This window comes from Peribacillus sp. FSL P2-0133, assembly GCF_037975445.1.
Taxonomy (GTDB): domain Bacteria; phylum Bacillota; class Bacilli; order Bacillales; family DSM-1321; genus Peribacillus; species Peribacillus simplex_E.
The window spans coordinates 4122978-4140003 of sequence record NZ_CP150254.1; the positions used below are offsets into that span (position 1 = coordinate 4122978).

Sequence of the window (17026 nt, forward strand, 5' to 3'; positions counted from 1 at the left end):
AGAGAATGGGCCTTATTTATGCACCAATTGGAGATATTATAGTTGAATTGGAGTGTCTATTTGGTTTAACCAAATCGGATGGATGAGTATTCTTGGATTTCCCCCCTGAAAGTTTAAGAAAGCCCGCCTATTGGCGAGCCATTTGTAAGTCAGAGGTTGTTTTCCTTATACTAATGACTAAAGTCTCCTGCAAAATGCTGGTTCGTTCCTATAGTATAAATAAAGGGCCGGACCCCTTCATCACTATATAACATACCATTATTAAAAATGACGCGGTATATAGTGTCTTGTAGAAGGAATCAGACCCTTTTGAGTCAGCCTCTGTTCAAAGATGCCAATTATGCTTCTTGTGCAACTGGATATACGCTTACTTTTTTACGGTCACGTCCGAAACGTTCGAATTTAACAACACCGTCTACTTTAGCGTATAGAGTATCGTCTCCACCACGGCCTACGTTCTCACCAGGATAGATTTTCGTTCCGCGTTGACGGTAAAGGATAGAACCACCAGATACGAATTGACCATCTGCACGTTTAGCGCCAAGACGCTTAGATTGAGAGTCACGTCCGTTCTTTGTAGAACCTACTCCTTTTTTCGAAGCGAAGAACTGAAGATTTAATCTTAACATTTGTTCCACCTCCTATTGGTTGAGGATAATTTTCATGTATTTACCATAATCACGTTCGATGGTTTGCAGCGATATGAGCATGCCGTTCAAAAGCAGCTGAACCTTCCCTTCCGATTCCGGCGAAAGATTCCCCGGAATGACGCAGCGAAGATAGCCGCCTTCTCTCCCTTGCTCAATCTCAGGCTCTACGTCCGTTAAGGACATGATTGCATTGACTGCCCCGAAGGAAACAGCCGATACACCTGCACAAACGATATCAGAACCTTTTTTAGCAAAATTAGCATGTCCGCTTAAGGTGAACGAAGCAATCCGTTCCTGCGGAGCATCAAATACAACTTTAATCATCTAGAATCAGCCCTTACGCGTTGATTGCTTCGATAACAACTTTTGTGTATGGTTGACGATGACCTTGTTTTTTACGATTGTTCTTTTTCGCTTTGTATTTGAAAACAGTGATTTTCTTTTGCTTACCTTGTTTTTCGACAGTACCTGTTACAGTAGCGCCTTCAACTAGTGGAGCACCGACTTTCACGTCTTCGCCACCTACGAATAAAACTTTGTCAAATGTAACAGTTTCGCCTGCTTCTGCGTTTAATTTTTCAATGTAAACCGCTTCGCCAGCTGCTACTTTAATTTGTTTACCGCCAGTTTCGATAATTGCGTACATACTTGCACCTCCTTAAATGTCTCAGACTCGCCAATCACAGGCGTTTTACCAGAAAGGCAAAAGCTTAAAACCTGTTGTTGAGCGGTTGTAGCACGGGTGCTACAAACATAACATTAAAATCCTAACATGAAACAGGAAGGGCTGTCAATATGTTTATTAGAATTCCCGCTCTTCACTCGAAAGCCCTCCCGATTTCCTGAATGCTTCCGAAGCGCTTGATGGAATAGGCATTCCTCGAACCTGGGATAAAAGATAGGTATATCTTTTTAGCGATCAATTCCTCCAGTGTCGGCCGATATGATTCTTTTTCACCAAGCAGCACGTCCGCCACCGCTTTACTGACCTCCACCCAGACTGCTTCATCATCCGTCTTCCTGTGTTCCAGCAATTCCCGTTCCAACCGGAAGGCCACCGTTTCCGGGCTCTCGATTTTACCGCTTCCACTGCACACCGGGCATGGTACCGACATCATTTCACTTAAAGACGGGGAGGTTCGTTTTCTCGTCATTTGTAAAATGCCCAATTCCGTAAAGCCGATGACCTGGATTCGCTTCTCATCCCTCACCGCTTCCTTTTTGACGATATCGATGATTTCCTGCTCATGCCGAGAATTGTCCATATTGATGAAATCTATCAAGATGATCCCGCTGATATTCCTCAATCTCAGTTGACGGGCGACTTCTTTCGCCGCAGCCTGATTAACCGCAAACAATGTTGCTTCCTTCGCCACCTTGCCGGTGAACTTACCTGAATTGACATCGATTACGGTGAAAGCTTCCGTTTCTTCAAAAATTAAATATCCGCCATTCTCTAGCCAAACGATTTTCTTGGCCATTTTCTCAACTTGCGCTTCGACATTCCATTCGGAAAAAATATTCTTTGGACCCGATACATGGGATATATCCCACTCCTTACGGTTTTCCTGTATCCACTTTTTCAACTCCAGATAAGCCTCGAAATCATCGATGGCAAGTTCCCCTGTCGCCGTTCCCGAAGACATTTCAGAAATGATCATGTCAAGGTATGCGTCCCTCTCATAGAGTATGGACGGGGCCTTAAAGGACGCAGCCTTAACTTCAAGCCCTTTATAGAGCTCCCGCAATCCAGTTAACCTGTCAAGGAATACCGATTCACTTTCGTTCTCCATAGAGGTGCGGACAATCAATCCCTCATCAGGATTTTTATGCTGCAAGGCCGTTTCCCGCCACTGCTTTTGAAGATCATTGTTTTTGAATTTCTTTGAAACACCAACATAATCTATTCCATGTATGTATACGAGGGATTCTGTTGAAAACTCGATCAGCCCAGTCAATTTAGCTCCTTTGGTGCCCGTTTCATCCCGAGTCACCTGAACTAGCAGCTTTTCTCCCTGATGGACAAATTGACCGATGGATGTTTTCCCATCACTTTTTTTTGTCAGCTGGAAAGAGGGAATCTCGTCACGGTGTAAAAAACCATTCTTCTCTGCACCATAATCAATGAAGACGGCATCCATTCCCGGTAAAACCTTCGTCACTTTCCCAAGATAAATATTACCGACCGTACTGCGCTTTTGAGGCGGCATGATTTCAAGTTTACGTAAAACACCATTCTCTAGTACAGCCACTCTTTTTTCGCGTGAAGCTAGGTTCGCGATCATTTTTTTCATCAAAAAAAATCCTCTCCTCAATTTGAAGAAAGGATAACATATTTAATAAGAATATAATAGGTCGCCGATTTTCCCGTTTGTCATTTTCTCGGAAAAATAGGCGTGAAGGATTTCCGTTTCATCCAACGAGCCGCTCTCTTTCCCGTTTTTCATGATGATGACGGGGTGTTTACAACCGCGTTGAAACAGTTCCAGCACTTTATAAATCGGTTCTTGTGAATCCACCGAGATTGGCTTCAGTTTCGCTAAATCATTCGTATGCCCGTAATGGCGCTGCAAAAGAAAGCGGATGAAAGCATAATACCTCTGCCGCCATTCCATGACGAGTGAGAGACTTATGAAAAAGATGATGAGCCAGATGTTCAAATTGAGCGGATCCAGAATGATCCAGGTCAAAAAAGCCAGGACAGCGAATACTGCAGAAAAGTGAAGTGTATGTTTCTGCGCTTCCAGAAAGGTGCAGTATAGGGATACACCGATGAATAGCAGCCGTCCCCCGTCCAAGGGCCAAATTGGCAGCAGATTAAAAATCAGCAGCATAAGATTCATATACAAAAAGGGCTGATACAGCTCATATGGAATGATAGAAAAGAAATAGAGCAAAAAAGCTGCACCAATGAGCCAAACATGTTGAAGCGGACCGGCAAGGACCACCGCCAAATCCTCCTTCAAACTCTTATTTCCGTACTCCTCAGTCTCGACAGCCCCGCCAAAAGGAAGCAGCTGGATTGACTTTATCCGCCATTTGAAATGCTGGGCACAGACAGCATGCCCCATTTCATGAATGAAGACGATGAGCAACAGCATCATCACTTCAACGAAATGGGCAGTGAGGATGGCGATGCCAATGACAAACCACAATGTCGGGTGCACCCTGATTTTAAACAGTAATTTCCCATATTCACTCAAAGGAAATCACCTTTTTAGGATCGACGAAAGCATCATTTTCTTTTATCGCCAAATAAAATCTGCCCTTGGATCCATCTTCACTTAGTGTAACCTGTCCGACTTCATTGCCCTTTTTAACGAACTCATACAATTTCACATCAATTCCTTCCAGCTGCCCATACCAAGATTCACTTTTATTGGCATGCTGAATGACGACCGTCTTTCCAATCCCCTCCTTTTCACCGGCAAAAATGACTACCCCTTCATTGACGGCCTCGACCTTTGAGCCTTTGCTCGTTTCCAATATGATTCCCTCACCGTTCGTCTCGAAGTTTTGGGTAATCTTCGCAGAGGCTGGCATTGCATATTCTCCATTCGAATCAACGGTTTCCTTATCGGCTTCATTCGGTAAAAAAGCGATCGGTTTACCAAACGCACTTTCATACCAGTTGGAGATTGAAGCGAATTGAAATTCCTTGTTCATATTCTCCGTGACAAAACTTCTGGCAGGGTCCAGCCTTACAGAAGGGTGTTTGAACATCACAGCGATAATCAAGAACAGGCATACACTGGCAAGGATTTTAAAGAAAAAATATTCTTTCTTGAAGAGCGGATGATCTTTCTCGGAATACCCGTTATATGAATCAATCCCATATGGTTCCTCATTGTTGATCTCCGTCCAACTACTGCCACCTGCCGGTTTATCATTGAACTTGCGTCTCTTGGCGATACGATTTCGGATATCTTTCCTGCGATCATCCATTCCAGATTTCCCCCCTGCTCATGTCAAAGCGCTATATTACAACGTATGAGCAACTTGTCCAGACTATGACGGAGAAAAGATTTTCTTTCTGCACATCCCTGAAAAATTTTTTTCCAATGAAAAATCATCCGGAAACTTATGAATTTCCAAGGAGATTCGGTTATTGATTTAGAAAATCGAATAATTGAGATTGATATTGTTCCCCGAAATTTGTTATAATAAAGTGGTTTTAACATTATCGAGGGGGAACATTTTTTTATGTCAATCGAAATAGGCAGCAAAGTACAAGGTAAAGTAACAGGTATCACTAATTTTGGAGCATTCGTAGAATTACCAGGAGGCTCAACAGGTCTTGTGCATATCAGTGAGGTAGCAGATAGCTATGTAAAAGACGTAAATGACCATCTTAAAGTAGGCGACCAAATTGAAGTAAAAGTGATTAGTGAGAAAGACGGAAAAACTGCCTTGTCCATCAAAAAGGCTATAGATAGACCCGAAGGGCAAACCTCTTCTTATACCAAACGCCCACCACGCCAAGGGGATAGCCGTTCTAAAGATTTTCGTTCAAAAGGTAATTTCCAACCAAAGGAAAATTTCGAAGATAAAATGGTTCGCTTTTTAAAGACTAGTGAAGAAAATTTATCGACTCTTAAACGCAGCACCGAGTCAAAACGCGGCGGCAGAGGCGGAAGACGCGGATAACCCGCGCTGCATTTTTAGCATATAGATCAGGCAGGCCAGTATATGGCTTGCCTTTTTTATTTTGCAAGAAGCATAAAAAAAAGCGAGGGCATCAAATGCTCCCCGCTTCCTGACAAAAGAATATAGATTTACCGCACGCTAAAGAATTTTTTCAATTTGGACATGAAGCCCTTTGGTTCGCTGCCAATTGGAGTCAAGGGCACAGATTCACCAAGGATCCTTCTGGCAATGTTCCGATAGGCAAGCGAAACTCTATTGTCCGGATTATAGGCAATGGGTTCCTTTTTATTCGCTGCCACAATGACTTGGTCATCATCAGGAATAACGCCGATCAAATCAATCTTAAGAAAATCGGCAACTCCATCGATGTCCATTTCTTCATCCTCATGTAGCAAATGGCCGCGAATCCGGTTGATGATCAATTGAGGCGGTTCAATATGCTCTTCTTTTTCAAGCAAGCCAATAATACGGTCTGCATCCCTGACAGCCGGTCTCTCTGCAGTCGTAACGATGATTGCCTTATCCGCACCAGCTATGGCATTCCTGAAGCCCTGTTCAATGCCTGCAGGGCAATCAATGATGACATAATCATAGTCAGGCTTCATATCGCTTATGAGTTTCCTCATCTGCTCTTCATTCACCACTGTTTTATCACTATTTTGTGGAGCTGGAAGCAAATAAAGCAAATCCTCGAAATGTTTATCCTTAATGAGCGCCTGGTGTATCTTACAGCGCCCTTCGACCACATCGACCAAATCATAGATGATGCGATTTTCCAATCCCATGATCACATCCAAATTCCGAAGACCAATATCCGTATCAATCAAGCAAACCTTCTTGCCTAGAAGAGCTAAAGATGTTCCTAAATTGGCGGAGGTGGTCGTTTTCCCGACACCACCCTTACCGGATGTTATAACTATTGCCTCTCCCACGATTAGAGACCCCCTTCTAATCTATTTAAATTAGGTCTATATTTCTTTAAGACTTGCAGTTTTTCTATAATGATATTTTCTTCTTCATCCATGAAGGCGCATTCCAAGTCATGTCCCCATTTCGTATATTGGTCAGGAGATAAATTCACTTGTCCGGCAATGCGCAGTTGGGCAGGCTTCATGACAGAGGCTGCTATTATGGCCTCATTATTCCCTTTATAACCGGCATGGGCTATTCCCTTTAGCTGTCCCATGATATATATGTTGCCACCCGCACGAACCGTTCCGTCGGGATTGACATCCCCAATTAAAAGTAAGTCTCCGGGAACTTCAAAAACCTGTCCCGACCTTATGACCTTGGTCACGGTCGTCACTTGGTTTTCATCTTTCCATCGTTTCGCTTCATCCTTCGTCAGGACATTCGAAATCATCTCATCTACGAAAAGCTTCTTCTTTTTATGGATGACCTCTTTAATCTTTTCTTCTTGTTGTTCATCAAGATAGCGGTTCCCTGTATGTACTTTTACGGAAATGGACGGGTCATTTTCTTGAAACTGATAGTTTGCCGAAAGCTTCACTTCTAACTCTTTCAATAATTCGGAAAATGAGCAAGAATCATCGAGATGAAGCATAAACCCGTCTTTTGTTCCCTTAATCATGACATTTTGCTGAATTCTTTTATTCATGACGTTTGTTTCACCTCAATGAAATATAATTCGACATAGGAAAACAAATTTCCTTTTTCTACGTACACGGAAAAGAGAAAATACATTTCCCACCTGCTTCTTAAGACACAGGAACGTTATTCCGTTTCTCTTTGCAAATCAAGCTTTTCAATCATTCTCTTTAAAGGATAGCAGCTGATGATAATGAACGCTAGATTCAATAATAATGTCGGAATCAATCTCCGTTCCGCAAATTCACCAAATCCCATATCTGCAAAAGATAGGATGATATTCATCTGAAAAATGACGACCTCTAAGACTGCCGTGAATAAAAGCGCAGTAAGGCAGGCAATCAAAATATTATTTTGCAGGATTTTCATGCTTTTCGATATCAGATAGGCAAGAAAAGGCAGCAGGAACATGTAAGTCCCAAGGATTTCCGTATATACAACATCATAAGTCAACCCAAGAATCGCCCCATAAAGCATACCCATTTTCCTGGACCCGTACATGGTCAGGAAAAAAACGAAAATCATCATGAAATGGGGAACGAGGATTTTATCGGACCCGAATGCATCTCCAGCGAACATCTGGGCGAAGATGCTTTCAAAAACAAAAAAAACCAAGGCTATAAAAGAAAGGATGAAATATCTCACTCAGCTTCATCCTCCCCTTCACTTTCTTTCGGTACACCGTCCACTTCGCGCTGAACGACCATAACATTATTAATATCATAAAAATCCGTCGAAGGTTCAATATATGCGGTCTGGTTCAATCCATATTGATCCACTTTGACATCGACAACTTTCCCGATCAGCAGACCTTTCGGAAAGATCCCTCCATAACCGGATGTGATGACCAATGAATTTTTCTTGATCTTTTTATCATATGGAATCCGTTTCATCAGCAAAAGGTTCTTTTTATCATCGAATCCTTCAATCAAGCCATATGCTTTATCATCACCTTGAACGATGGCTGAGACACGGTTGGCTTTATCGATCGAACTTAAAAGTTGAACCGAGGCCGTGAAATCCGTCGCTGATTTCACCTTACCGACTAACCCATTGGACGTGATGACTGCCATATTTTTTTCTACCCCATTACGCTTCCCTTTATTGATCGTCAGCATTTCATGCCAGCGGTCAGGATTACGTCCAATGACCGTCGCCTGAGTGGGCGAATACTTCCGCAGGTCATCTTCTTTTTTGAGGTTATCGCGAAGTTCTTCATTTTCTTCCTTTAAATCTTGGACTTGGGTTTTCAATAATACGTATTCATCCAAGCGGGCTTTCAATTTTTTGTTTTCATCGTATGTATGTTGAAGGTCTTTTAAGCCCCCTACAAAACCTGTTATACCCGATACTGGCTTATTAAACACATTTCCAACCCAGCCTGTCGTATCTTTCAGGAATTGCTCCGGCCAAGTCAACTCTTCTCTCTCCCTTAATGAAAAACCGATCAATGCCACGAGAACGATAATACTAACGAGCAAGAGAAGGAGCTTTTTATTAAAAAACTGTGGCATGGTGATTACACCTCTATCTAAAATTTACTCTATTGTCTTAAAATTACACTTTGATTTAATTAAACTGCAAAACATAAGAAAAACCGGCTCAAAATTGCACCTTTTGTTGAGCCGGCCCTATTTGAGAAGTAATGCTTATCGCGAATCTCTTGATTTAGTCTTGAATAAATGAATGTGGTCAAGCGCTTTTCCCGTTCCGATTGCAACACAATCCAGCGGATTTTCAGCGATGATCACCGGCATTTGCGTTTCTTCACTGATGACTTTATCCAGATTGCGCAGCAAAGCACCCCCGCCTGTCAATACAATGCCTCTGTCCATGATGTCAGCGGCTAATTCAGGTGGTGTTTTCTCTAAAGTGTTTTTCACGGAATCCACAATTGCAGAAACTGTGTCGCTTAATGCTTTGGATATTTCTTCAGCTGTGATTTCGATCGTTTTCGGTAATCCAGTCAATAGGTCACGTCCGCGAATTTCCATGTTTTCTACGCCTTCCGTGTCTCCAGCAGAACCAATTTCCATTTTGATCGCTTCAGCAGTCCGCTCACCGATCATCAAATTGTAGTTCTTACGGATGTAAACGATAATGGCATCATCCATTTCGTCACCGGCAATACGGATCGATTGGCTTGTAACGATTCCGCCAAGGGAAATGATTGCCACTTCCGTCGTTCCTCCGCCGATATCAACGACCATGCTTCCTGTAGGCTCCCAAACCGGAAGGTCTGCACCGATTGCTGCTGCAAACGGTTCTTCGATAGGATATGCGTCACGGGCTCCTGCTTGTCTTGCTGCATCGATGACTGCACGCTGCTCAACTGCCGTAATTCCAGAAGGCACACAAATCATGACATATGGCTTGTTGCCGAATACGCCCTTCTTTTGAGCTTCCTTCATATAGTACTTCATCATGGTAGCCGTCGTTTCATAATCAGCAATTACTCCATCCTTCATCGGGCGAAGGGCTACCACGTTACCAGGTGTACGGCCGATCATGTTTTTCGCATCGTTTCCGACTGCAACGATTTGCTTTGTATCTGTTTGTACAGCCACAACCGATGGTTCACGTACAGCGATACCTTTTCCTTTTACATAAACAAGCGTATTCGCCGTTCCTAAATCAATCCCTATATCTCTAGCGCCAATTCCAAACATTATGGTATCTCCCTTTCGTAAACAAAAATGCCTTTTTATAAGTTCAAATAATAATTTGTCGTTTTTTGACAATAAGACCCTTTGAAAAAGTTTCCTCTTTTAAAAATCATAAACAATATTATATCGTATCGTCAAAAATTTTGATAGTGTCATAAATAACCTTTTTCCTTCAAACTAACATATTTATGTTCCCCGATAATGATGTGGTCCAATATTTCAATCCCGATTATTTTACCACATTCGACTAACCTTTTCGTCACTTCAATATCTTCTCTGCTGGGAGAGGGGTCTCCGGAGGGGTGGTTATGAAGACAGATGATAGAGGCAGCGGACCTTTTGAAAGCCTCTTTAAAAACCTCGCGCGGATGCACGATCGAGGCATTGAGGCTGCCGATGAATACCGTAGTTTTTTGAAGCACTTGATTTTTCGTATTTAAATAGAGACAGACGAAATGTTCCTGTGATAAAAACCGCATTTCTTCCATGCAATAATTGGCTCCATCTTCAGGAGATCGAATCACATAACGGTCTTGATCATTCAAATTGTTAATTCTCCTGCCAAGTTCGACAGAGGCCAGGATTTGAATCGCTTTTGCTTCACCAATCCCTTTGATCACGGTCAGTTCTTCCACAGAGGCTTCTTTTAGCAAGCGCAGGCCCTTGAAGGAATTGATGAGCCTGCCGGATAGTTGCAGGACTGATTCCTCCCTTGACCCCGTCCTGAGTAGCAAAGCAAGCAATTCCTGATTGGAGAGACTTTGCGGCCCGTCCTGCAGAAACCTTTCGCGCGGCCTCTCTTCTTTCGGGTAATCCCGTATTAACATTTTTTCGCTCAAAAGATCAACCCTTCCTTAGAAAAGGGAAGATGCCAGACGAAATCAAATTATCTTATCCTAACTCTTCCTGCATCGCTTTAAGTTCCCGGGCCAGTCTTGAGACCGGAAGCCCAACGACTGAGAAATAGTCCCCTTTGATTTGTTCGACAAGAAGAGATCCGTATCCTTGAATCCCATAGCCGCCAGCTTTGTCAAAGGGTTCACCGCTATCCAGATAACGTTCGATTTCAGCTTCTGGCAGCTCCCAAAATGTCACTTCCGTTTTTTCTGCGAATACTCTGCGATGCTTGCCGAATAGGATGGCGACACCTGTGTATACTTCATGTGTCCGTCCTGATAACATTTCCAGCATTCTTTTTCCATCCGCCCGGCTTGTCGGCTTACCCAATATCTCACCATCAAGGACAACAACGGTATCCGAGCCGATCACCCAGCTTTCCTGAAATTTTGCTGCGATGGCTTCCGCTTTACGGGAGGCCAGTTCTTTCACCGCTGCATCAGGACACATGTTTTCATCAATACTTTCATCGACATTGGAATTCATGCTTTCAAAGGGGATTTGAAGAAATTGTAGAAGTTCTTTACGACGTGGTGATGAAGAAGCTAAAATCAATGGATGCATAATATAAAAGTCACCTTTCTTTACATAGGGAGATACAATATCTATCCTACCAAATTATGTTGCAATCCACAATTATTGTTTACTAGGAATCGACAAATGCCTGTAAGTATTTCCCGGAAAATAAAAAAGGTGTCACAGAAGGTTTCATATTGGGGAGCTTGTCCCATTAGGCAGCTCCCCTTTTTTTCTTTACTTAACTCGATATGTTTTGGAAATTCAATAAAAAATCAAGCAGACTTTCTTGAGCCTGGAATAGCTTTTCTTCATTTTTGGAAGTCCCATATTCGTCAATCGACTTTGCGGCAGCAGTCAGGTCATCGTTCATTTTCGAAAACTCCGGCGATAATTTCACCGTCTTCAGTTCATCCATGTTTTTTTTCAGGGTTTCTTCGTTTATCATCCCTCCCTTTCCACGAAGCTTTGTTGCGGATGTTTCTGCCAACGAAGCGTATATCGCCTTCATCTTATCGAGGGTTTTCTCATCTTCCTGGCTTGTCCCGGCCGCTTCAAAATTGATTTCCTTCCAATATACGTCCACATCATAGGATTTTAAGAACAAGGCCAGCTCCTTACTTGCAGCTAGACTCTCTGCCGTTCCCAAGAATAGATAATAGCTGTCTTCCAATTTGAAAATTTCAGCAGGAACCTGCTTTTCAATGATTTTCTTTTGTATTTGCCTTGCTGCATCCTCGCTGCTGAATACTCCTCCCTGTACAAGGAATGTCTTCAGCTGGTTTCCTGGTTCAGTCACTGTCGCTTTTTTATCCTCAACAGTGGCTTCCGTTGGAATCGGGGTCTCGACCGAAGATACTTCTGCTTTTTCCTTTGTAATCGTTTTAACGGCGATCAAGCCAAGAATCGACCCAAAAAAGACGGCACAAATGACAGCGATCATGAATGTCTTGATCGGTCTGTTATCCGAGCTTTTCAGCGAACTGGTGCCAAAACCGATGAACTTCGGCATTTTCTTCTTCGGCGGTGATGGAACCAATACGATTTTGTTTTCGTTTGAATCCTCAGGGAGTATCCATTCGAAACTCTCATCAGTGTGTTCCTGCCCCTGCTCCTGCTCCTTACTCGCCGCCTCTTGAGTTTCAATCTTTTTATCTGGAAATACTTTTTCTTCCCCATTTATTTTAATCGTTACACCCTTGCTTTGTTCCGGCTTGCCCAATTTTTTTCCTCCCCTCCAGATCATTTTGTTCATCCTAACATAGAGGTAAAAAAAAATAACAAGACTTTTGTCGTCTTGTCATTAATAGGTTTCGTCAAATTTCCCTATCCATATATGGGTAACTAAACAAGGTTTCCGGGTACTGGTACTTCTGGTTCATGAACCATTCAATATCGCCTCTCACCAATTACATACATTCCTCTTTCATGTCATCTTCACTTGCAGCCATTTAGGGATAGTTCCCAACTCCGCTATTGTTCAGGTGATTTTTGACAAATTCCTCTTGCATGAGGATGGCCCTTTAAGCTCATCTTAAAAAAATTACATACCAATGTAAAAGGGCATCGCCCCAAAAATAAGCAGTCAATGTCCCAAAAACGATATAAGGTCCGAAAGGAATAAGTGTTTTCTTTTTTAGGATTCCGGTCAGCAACCCGATGATGCCAAGGAACGCCCCATAAAAGCACGCAAAAAGAAACGATAATAGCACCATCTTCATTCCCAGTACAAAGCCAATCACTGCAAATAGCTTGATATCACCACCACCCATTCCACCCTTACTCACGACAGCAATCAATAACAGCAGGCTAAAGCCAACCGCTGCCCCGACAATTGAATCCCACCAGGGCGACAGCGGAAATGGGACTCTTAGAACGATAAAAATCACCGTAAAGAAAAGCAGTATTTTATCAGGAATGAGCATATAGGCGACATCAGTCACGAAGATGATCATAAATAATGAAATCAATGTCCAGCCAATCAAGAGTTCGTTCGACCAGCCAAGGAATATGGGAGCAGAGGTAAACAAAACACCGGTCAGCATTTCCACTGCCGGATAAAGGGGTGAAATCCTTGTTTTACAGCCACGGCATTTCCCTTCTTGCAACATATAAGAAATAACCGGTATCAACTCGAAGAATGTCAATGTACGCCCGCAAGAAGGGCAGGCGGAGCGACGATTAGCAAATGAATGACTAGCTGGAACACTTAAACCGACAACGTTGAAGAATGAGCCTAAAATTAAGCCCAAAACGAAGAGATAGATATGGATAACCATCATTTATACATAGTGCATGAGGATTCGATTGCCTTTCTTTGAAACCCTAATATAAAAGTCCCTTCCGCTATGTAATAATCACTTAGGTTCTTCATGATTATCATTCCTTCCGTTATTTTATTAAGTAGATCCTACTATTCACCAGTCAAATAGAATCAATATATAAACATATTTTAACAAATATACTTTGTGATTTGTTATCAATCACTCTATTAGAGTTTTTTCTTTTCAAGAGACTCTGTTTACAAGAGAAAAGGACCTTTGAAAAGATCCTTTCCCAGACTGTAGACAAACTCGATGAAAACCGAGTTTGTCTACAGTTTCTTTAGGCGTTTGTGCAATTTGAACGTTGATTGGAACGTGAGGCACTCGTTTTCCGCGGGCGGTCCGTGAGCCTCCTCGGCGCCTTTGCGCCTGCGGGGTCTCCCCTGGACTCGTTGTTCCCGCAGGAGTCTCGAACACCCGCTCCAATCAACTTTGTTTTAACTTATAGATAGAATCCTTTTACCTAAAGTCTTTATTGTTTTAAAAATAGAATTAATAAAACTTGAGGTGAAGAGGATGCTTTCTAAATATGCATTCGGGAAAATTAATTAGTCCACCGGTAAAGACACATCCCTTTAGGCATCTTCTCTGATCAGGAACTCCCTCACAAGTGAAAGGAAATGAAGGGACCCTGTGATGACAAGAATCTCTTTTTCCCCTGTTTTCCTTCTGCCTTCCGTTATTGCCGCCTGCCAATCCCTGTTTATCCTTTTATTTGGATGACTGCACTTTTCATAAAGCGTTTTCGCATCCGCCGCCCGTTCATGGTCGAATTCGGTAATGATGATTTCCATCGCTTCCGTTTCCAGTCCATGAAGCATCTCGGAATAATTTTTATCTTTAAATGAACTGAATACGAATCGGTACTTATAGTCGGGGTAATGCACTTTTAGCGTTTCCTTCAGTACGTCGATGCCGGCAGGATTATGTGCACCATCAATGATCACCAACGGCTCATCCGATATTTTTTCAAAGCGGCCATCCCATTTCGCTTCCACTATTCCTTTAAGTATGCTTTTTTCATCGATATTTTCCATTCCTAATGTGACAGCAGCAATGGCCAGTGCCGCATTCTCCATTTGATGACGGCCTAACATCCGCATTTCCACATTTTCGATGGACCTGTCTGCAAGAGAAAAGGAGAAACTTTGCCCACGTTCACTTTGCTTTATTTTGCCTACATGAAAGTCTTTGCCTAATTGGTAATAAGGTACGCCTAATGTCGACGCTTTTTCTTCAATTACTTTTGCTGGTTCCCCGGCTGTGACTCCGCTAATGATCGGCGCCCCGCTTTTAATGATGCCCGCCTTCTCAAAAGCAATTTCCCCAAGTGTGTTTCCCAGGATGTTCGTATGTTCCAATGAAATCGAGGTAATGATCGAAAGAAACGGCTGGATGACATTCGTTGTATCGAGCCTTCCTCCCAAACCGGTTTCCATCAAAACCAAATCCACTTCCTTTTGGCTAAAATAAGAGAATGCCATCGCAGTCAAAATTTCGAACTGAGTGGGACCATTCCCCTTACTGTCCATCTCTTGGATGATCGGCCAAAGCTCCTGGAAGACAGCGATAAAATCCTTATCACTGATTTCATCCTCATTTATCTTCAGCTGCTCATTCATCCGTATTAAATAAGGAGAAGTGAAGGAAGCGACCCGAATGCCTTGGGCAAGCAGGATTGCTTTAATATATTGCAGGGTTGATCCTTTCCCGTTGGATCCTGCAATGTGAATATACTTTAGCGCCTTGTGCGGGTCACCTAATTCAGTTAACAATGCTTCCATCCGTGATAGGCCAAAATTCATGCCCAATTGAACTTGGCGCCGTTCAAAAAAATGATTGATTTCTTTCATGGTTGTGACCATAATCGTTGAGCCTCCTCTTTCTTTATACCGCTCTTATGCGTTAAGATTATTTTATCAATATATGAACGATTAACCTAGATGAAAGGTAGTGTTTTACTATGAAACCTTCAGATTTCCACTGTTGGATTGTCGTTAACGGCTATTTACAGCATGATAAGTTTTCCAGTTTGGCTTTGTTCATTAAAGAGGCGGCTGAAAGGAAAGATATCATGGCAACCCTTATCCGCAATTCAGATCTCATTCCCATTATCGAAAAAGGAGTGCCACTGCTTAAAGGTGCCTTTGATAAGCTGCCTGATTTTGTCCTGTTCATGGATAAAGACATTCATTTGGCGCGCCATTTGGAATTGCTCGGCATCCCCGTATATAACAGCAGTACAGCGATCGATATTTGCGACAGCAAAGCAAAAACACATCAAGCATTGACCGGGCATGGTATACCGATGCCGAAAACCATATTTCCCCCTTTTACGTACGAAGGGATTGAAAGAGTCAATATGGATGCTTTCATACAAATCGGCAATGAACTTGGGTATCCCCTTATCGTTAAGGAAGCATACGGTTCATTTGGGGAACAAGTATATTTAATCCAAACAGAGGATGAGTTACTAAAGACGATCCATAATCTTGGCCACAAACCATTTATCCTCCAGGAATTCATCAAGCACAGCAAAGGTCGGGATATTCGTGTGAATGTCGTGGGCAATCAAGTCATAGCAGCGATGCAACGCCATTCCGAGCAAGACTTCCGAGCTAATATGACTGCCGGGGGGCAGGCTGCACCATATATACCCACCAGTGAAGAAGCACAACTTGCCATCCGATGTGCACAAATACTGGGTGCAGACTTCGCTGGCGTCGATTTGTTATTCGGTGAAGAAGGTCCGCTTTTGTGCGAAGTGAATTCGAATTCGCATTTACTGAATATTTATGATTGTACAGGCATCAACATCGCTGATAGCATGTTCGATTATATCTTGAAAGAATTAGGAAAAGGAAGTGCATCTGATGAAAAAACAAGCAGGCTGGTTGATTTATAACCGTGAGGATGCCTTGAAAAATAAGGGATACATAGAATGGATGCTTGACGAAGCAAGTAAGCTTGATCTTGATTTACACTTTCACTTTCGGGAAGACCTTAGGATCGGTCATCGTTTCAACGAGTTGTACGTGGAACATGGGACACAGCCAATTTCATTGCCGGACTTTGCTATCGTCCGGACCATCGACCCTTTTTTTACAAAGCAACTTGAGCAACTGGGGATTGCTTGCTTTAACTCCTCCTTCGTATCGGAAATCGCGAATGACAAAGCAAAGACGCATCAATATTTGTCCTCGCTCGGGATTCCAATGGCCGATACCGTATATTGTAACGGGAGGCCGAGTGCCGATGACATGGAGTTCCCTTTCATTGCTAAGGAAACACGTGGCCGCGGCGGGAAGCAAGTATATTTAATCGAGCATGCCGATGATCTTGCCGAACTGTATGATGGGAATTGGATAGTCCAAAAACCTGGCTTATTCGGTAGGGATATCCGCGTCTTCGTGGTTGGGAAAAAAGTGAAGGCTGCTGTACTTAGGGAATCCGCTTCCAGTTTCAAGGCAAATTATACGCTGGGCGGATCGGCTTCTCTATATGAGCTGACTGCTTCTGAATTAGCCCTTGTTGAAAGAGTAATGAGGTCATTTGATTTTGGCCTGGTCGGTATCGATTTCATATTTGCGGAAGATGGCAGCCTCATGCTCAACGAAATCGAGGATGTCGTCGGCAGCCGGACATTAAGTGCACTAAGTGATATGAATATCGTACGGGAGTACCTTACATTCATAAAAGAAAGACTATCATCCTAACG

19 protein-coding genes and 1 other annotated feature are annotated in these 17026 nt (G+C 42.8%); of the genes, 3 read left to right on the plus strand and 16 right to left on the minus strand.

The annotated features are described in order from the left end of the window. Positions 1-338: 338 nt before the first annotated feature. From rpmA to MKY17_RS19860, 6 genes are all read right to left on the minus strand, one after another. The gene (gene rpmA / locus MKY17_RS19835) at positions 339-629 is read right to left on the minus strand and encodes a 50S ribosomal protein L27 (RefSeq protein ID WP_034308845.1); all 291 of its coding nucleotides are present in this window, start codon (positions 627-629) and stop codon (positions 339-341) included. 12 nt (positions 630-641) lie between these two features. After that, positions 642-974 carry a ribosomal-processing cysteine protease Prp gene (locus MKY17_RS19840; protein ID WP_076364962.1) on the minus strand — a complete coding sequence of 111 codons (333 nt, stop codon included), beginning with the start codon at positions 972-974 and terminating at the stop codon, positions 642-644. 13 nt (positions 975-987) lie between these two features. Beyond that, positions 988-1296, minus strand: a complete 309-nt coding sequence (gene rplU / locus MKY17_RS19845; RefSeq protein ID WP_034308849.1) for a 50S ribosomal protein L21 — start codon at positions 1294-1296, stop codon at positions 988-990. Between the two features lie 13 nt (positions 1297-1309). Beyond that, positions 1310-1393, minus strand: a sequence feature (ribosomal protein L21 leader region). 75 nt (positions 1394-1468) lie between these two features. Beyond that, entirely contained in the window at positions 1469-2944 is a 1476-nt protein-coding gene (locus MKY17_RS19850) for an Rne/Rng family ribonuclease (RefSeq protein WP_260398066.1), read from the minus strand. A gap of 42 nt (positions 2945-2986) precedes the next feature. After that, positions 2987-3853 (minus strand): M50 family metallopeptidase, encoded by an 867-nt coding sequence (locus MKY17_RS19855; protein WP_098370075.1) that lies wholly within the window; start codon positions 3851-3853, stop codon positions 2987-2989. Then, on the minus strand, positions 3846-4595 hold the full coding sequence (locus tag MKY17_RS19860) for a M23 family metallopeptidase (RefSeq protein WP_098370074.1): 750 nt from the start codon (positions 4593-4595) through the stop codon (positions 3846-3848). Before MKY17_RS19860 ends, MKY17_RS19855 begins: the two co-directional genes overlap by 8 nt. 258 nt (positions 4596-4853) lie before the next feature. Here MKY17_RS19860 and MKY17_RS19865 point away from each other — a divergent pair, with 258 nt between their 5' ends. Further along, on the plus strand, positions 4854-5297 hold the full coding sequence (locus tag MKY17_RS19865; RefSeq protein ID WP_034308861.1) for a S1 domain-containing RNA-binding protein: 444 nt from the start codon (positions 4854-4856) through the stop codon (positions 5295-5297). A gap of 128 nt (positions 5298-5425) precedes the next feature. On the opposite strand, the gene minD is transcribed toward MKY17_RS19865, so the two are convergent. The 10 genes from minD to MKY17_RS19915 form a co-directional block, all read right to left on the minus strand. Next, on the minus strand, positions 5426-6229 hold the full coding sequence (minD, locus tag MKY17_RS19870) for a septum site-determining protein MinD (protein ID WP_034308862.1): 804 nt from the start codon (positions 6227-6229) through the stop codon (positions 5426-5428). 2 nt (positions 6230-6231) lie between these two features. Beyond that, positions 6232-6915, minus strand: a complete 684-nt coding sequence (gene minC, locus MKY17_RS19875) for a septum site-determining protein MinC (protein ID WP_063232834.1) — start codon at positions 6913-6915, stop codon at positions 6232-6234. A 116-nt stretch (positions 6916-7031) separates the two neighbouring features. After that, positions 7032-7550: a rod shape-determining protein MreD gene (gene mreD / locus MKY17_RS19880; protein ID WP_098370073.1), complete on the minus strand. Its 519-nt coding sequence runs from the start codon at positions 7548-7550 to the stop codon at positions 7032-7034. Next, positions 7547-8419, minus strand: coding sequence for a rod shape-determining protein MreC (gene mreC, locus MKY17_RS19885; RefSeq protein WP_034308869.1), 873 nt, complete (start codon positions 8417-8419; stop codon positions 7547-7549). Before mreC ends, mreD begins: the two co-directional genes overlap by 4 nt. A gap of 135 nt (positions 8420-8554) precedes the next feature. Next, the gene (locus tag MKY17_RS19890) at positions 8555-9574 is read right to left on the minus strand and encodes a rod shape-determining protein (RefSeq protein WP_034308871.1); all 1020 of its coding nucleotides are present in this window, start codon (positions 9572-9574) and stop codon (positions 8555-8557) included. 149 nt (positions 9575-9723) lie between these two features. Next, entirely contained in the window at positions 9724-10398 is a 675-nt protein-coding gene (gene radC / locus MKY17_RS19895) for a DNA repair protein RadC (RefSeq protein WP_098370111.1), read from the minus strand. Between the two features lie 64 nt (positions 10399-10462). Next, positions 10463-11032, minus strand: a complete 570-nt coding sequence (locus tag MKY17_RS19900; protein WP_098370071.1) for a Maf family protein — start codon at positions 11030-11032, stop codon at positions 10463-10465. Positions 11033-11225: 193 nt separating this feature from the next. Then, positions 11226-12206 (minus strand): hypothetical protein, encoded by a 981-nt coding sequence (locus MKY17_RS19905; protein ID WP_142323941.1) that lies wholly within the window; start codon positions 12204-12206, stop codon positions 11226-11228. Between the two features lie 307 nt (positions 12207-12513). Beyond that, complete coding sequence (locus MKY17_RS19910) at positions 12514-13266, minus strand: A24 family peptidase (RefSeq protein ID WP_144551218.1); 753 nt, start codon at positions 13264-13266, stop codon at positions 12514-12516. A gap of 617 nt (positions 13267-13883) precedes the next feature. Then, positions 13884-15173, minus strand: coding sequence for a folylpolyglutamate synthase/dihydrofolate synthase family protein (locus tag MKY17_RS19915; protein ID WP_339200473.1), 1290 nt, complete (start codon positions 15171-15173; stop codon positions 13884-13886). Between the two features lie 98 nt (positions 15174-15271). Here MKY17_RS19915 and MKY17_RS19920 point away from each other — a divergent pair, with 98 nt between their 5' ends. Together MKY17_RS19920 and MKY17_RS19925 are read left to right on the plus strand one after the other, a co-directional pair. Beyond that, positions 15272-16213 (plus strand): RimK family alpha-L-glutamate ligase, encoded by a 942-nt coding sequence (locus tag MKY17_RS19920; protein ID WP_141994350.1) that lies wholly within the window; start codon positions 15272-15274, stop codon positions 16211-16213. Next, complete coding sequence (locus tag MKY17_RS19925; RefSeq protein ID WP_339200476.1) at positions 16182-17024, plus strand: ATP-grasp domain-containing protein; 843 nt, start codon at positions 16182-16184, stop codon at positions 17022-17024. Before MKY17_RS19920 ends, MKY17_RS19925 begins: the two co-directional genes overlap by 32 nt. The last annotated feature ends 2 nt before the right edge of the window (positions 17025-17026 follow it).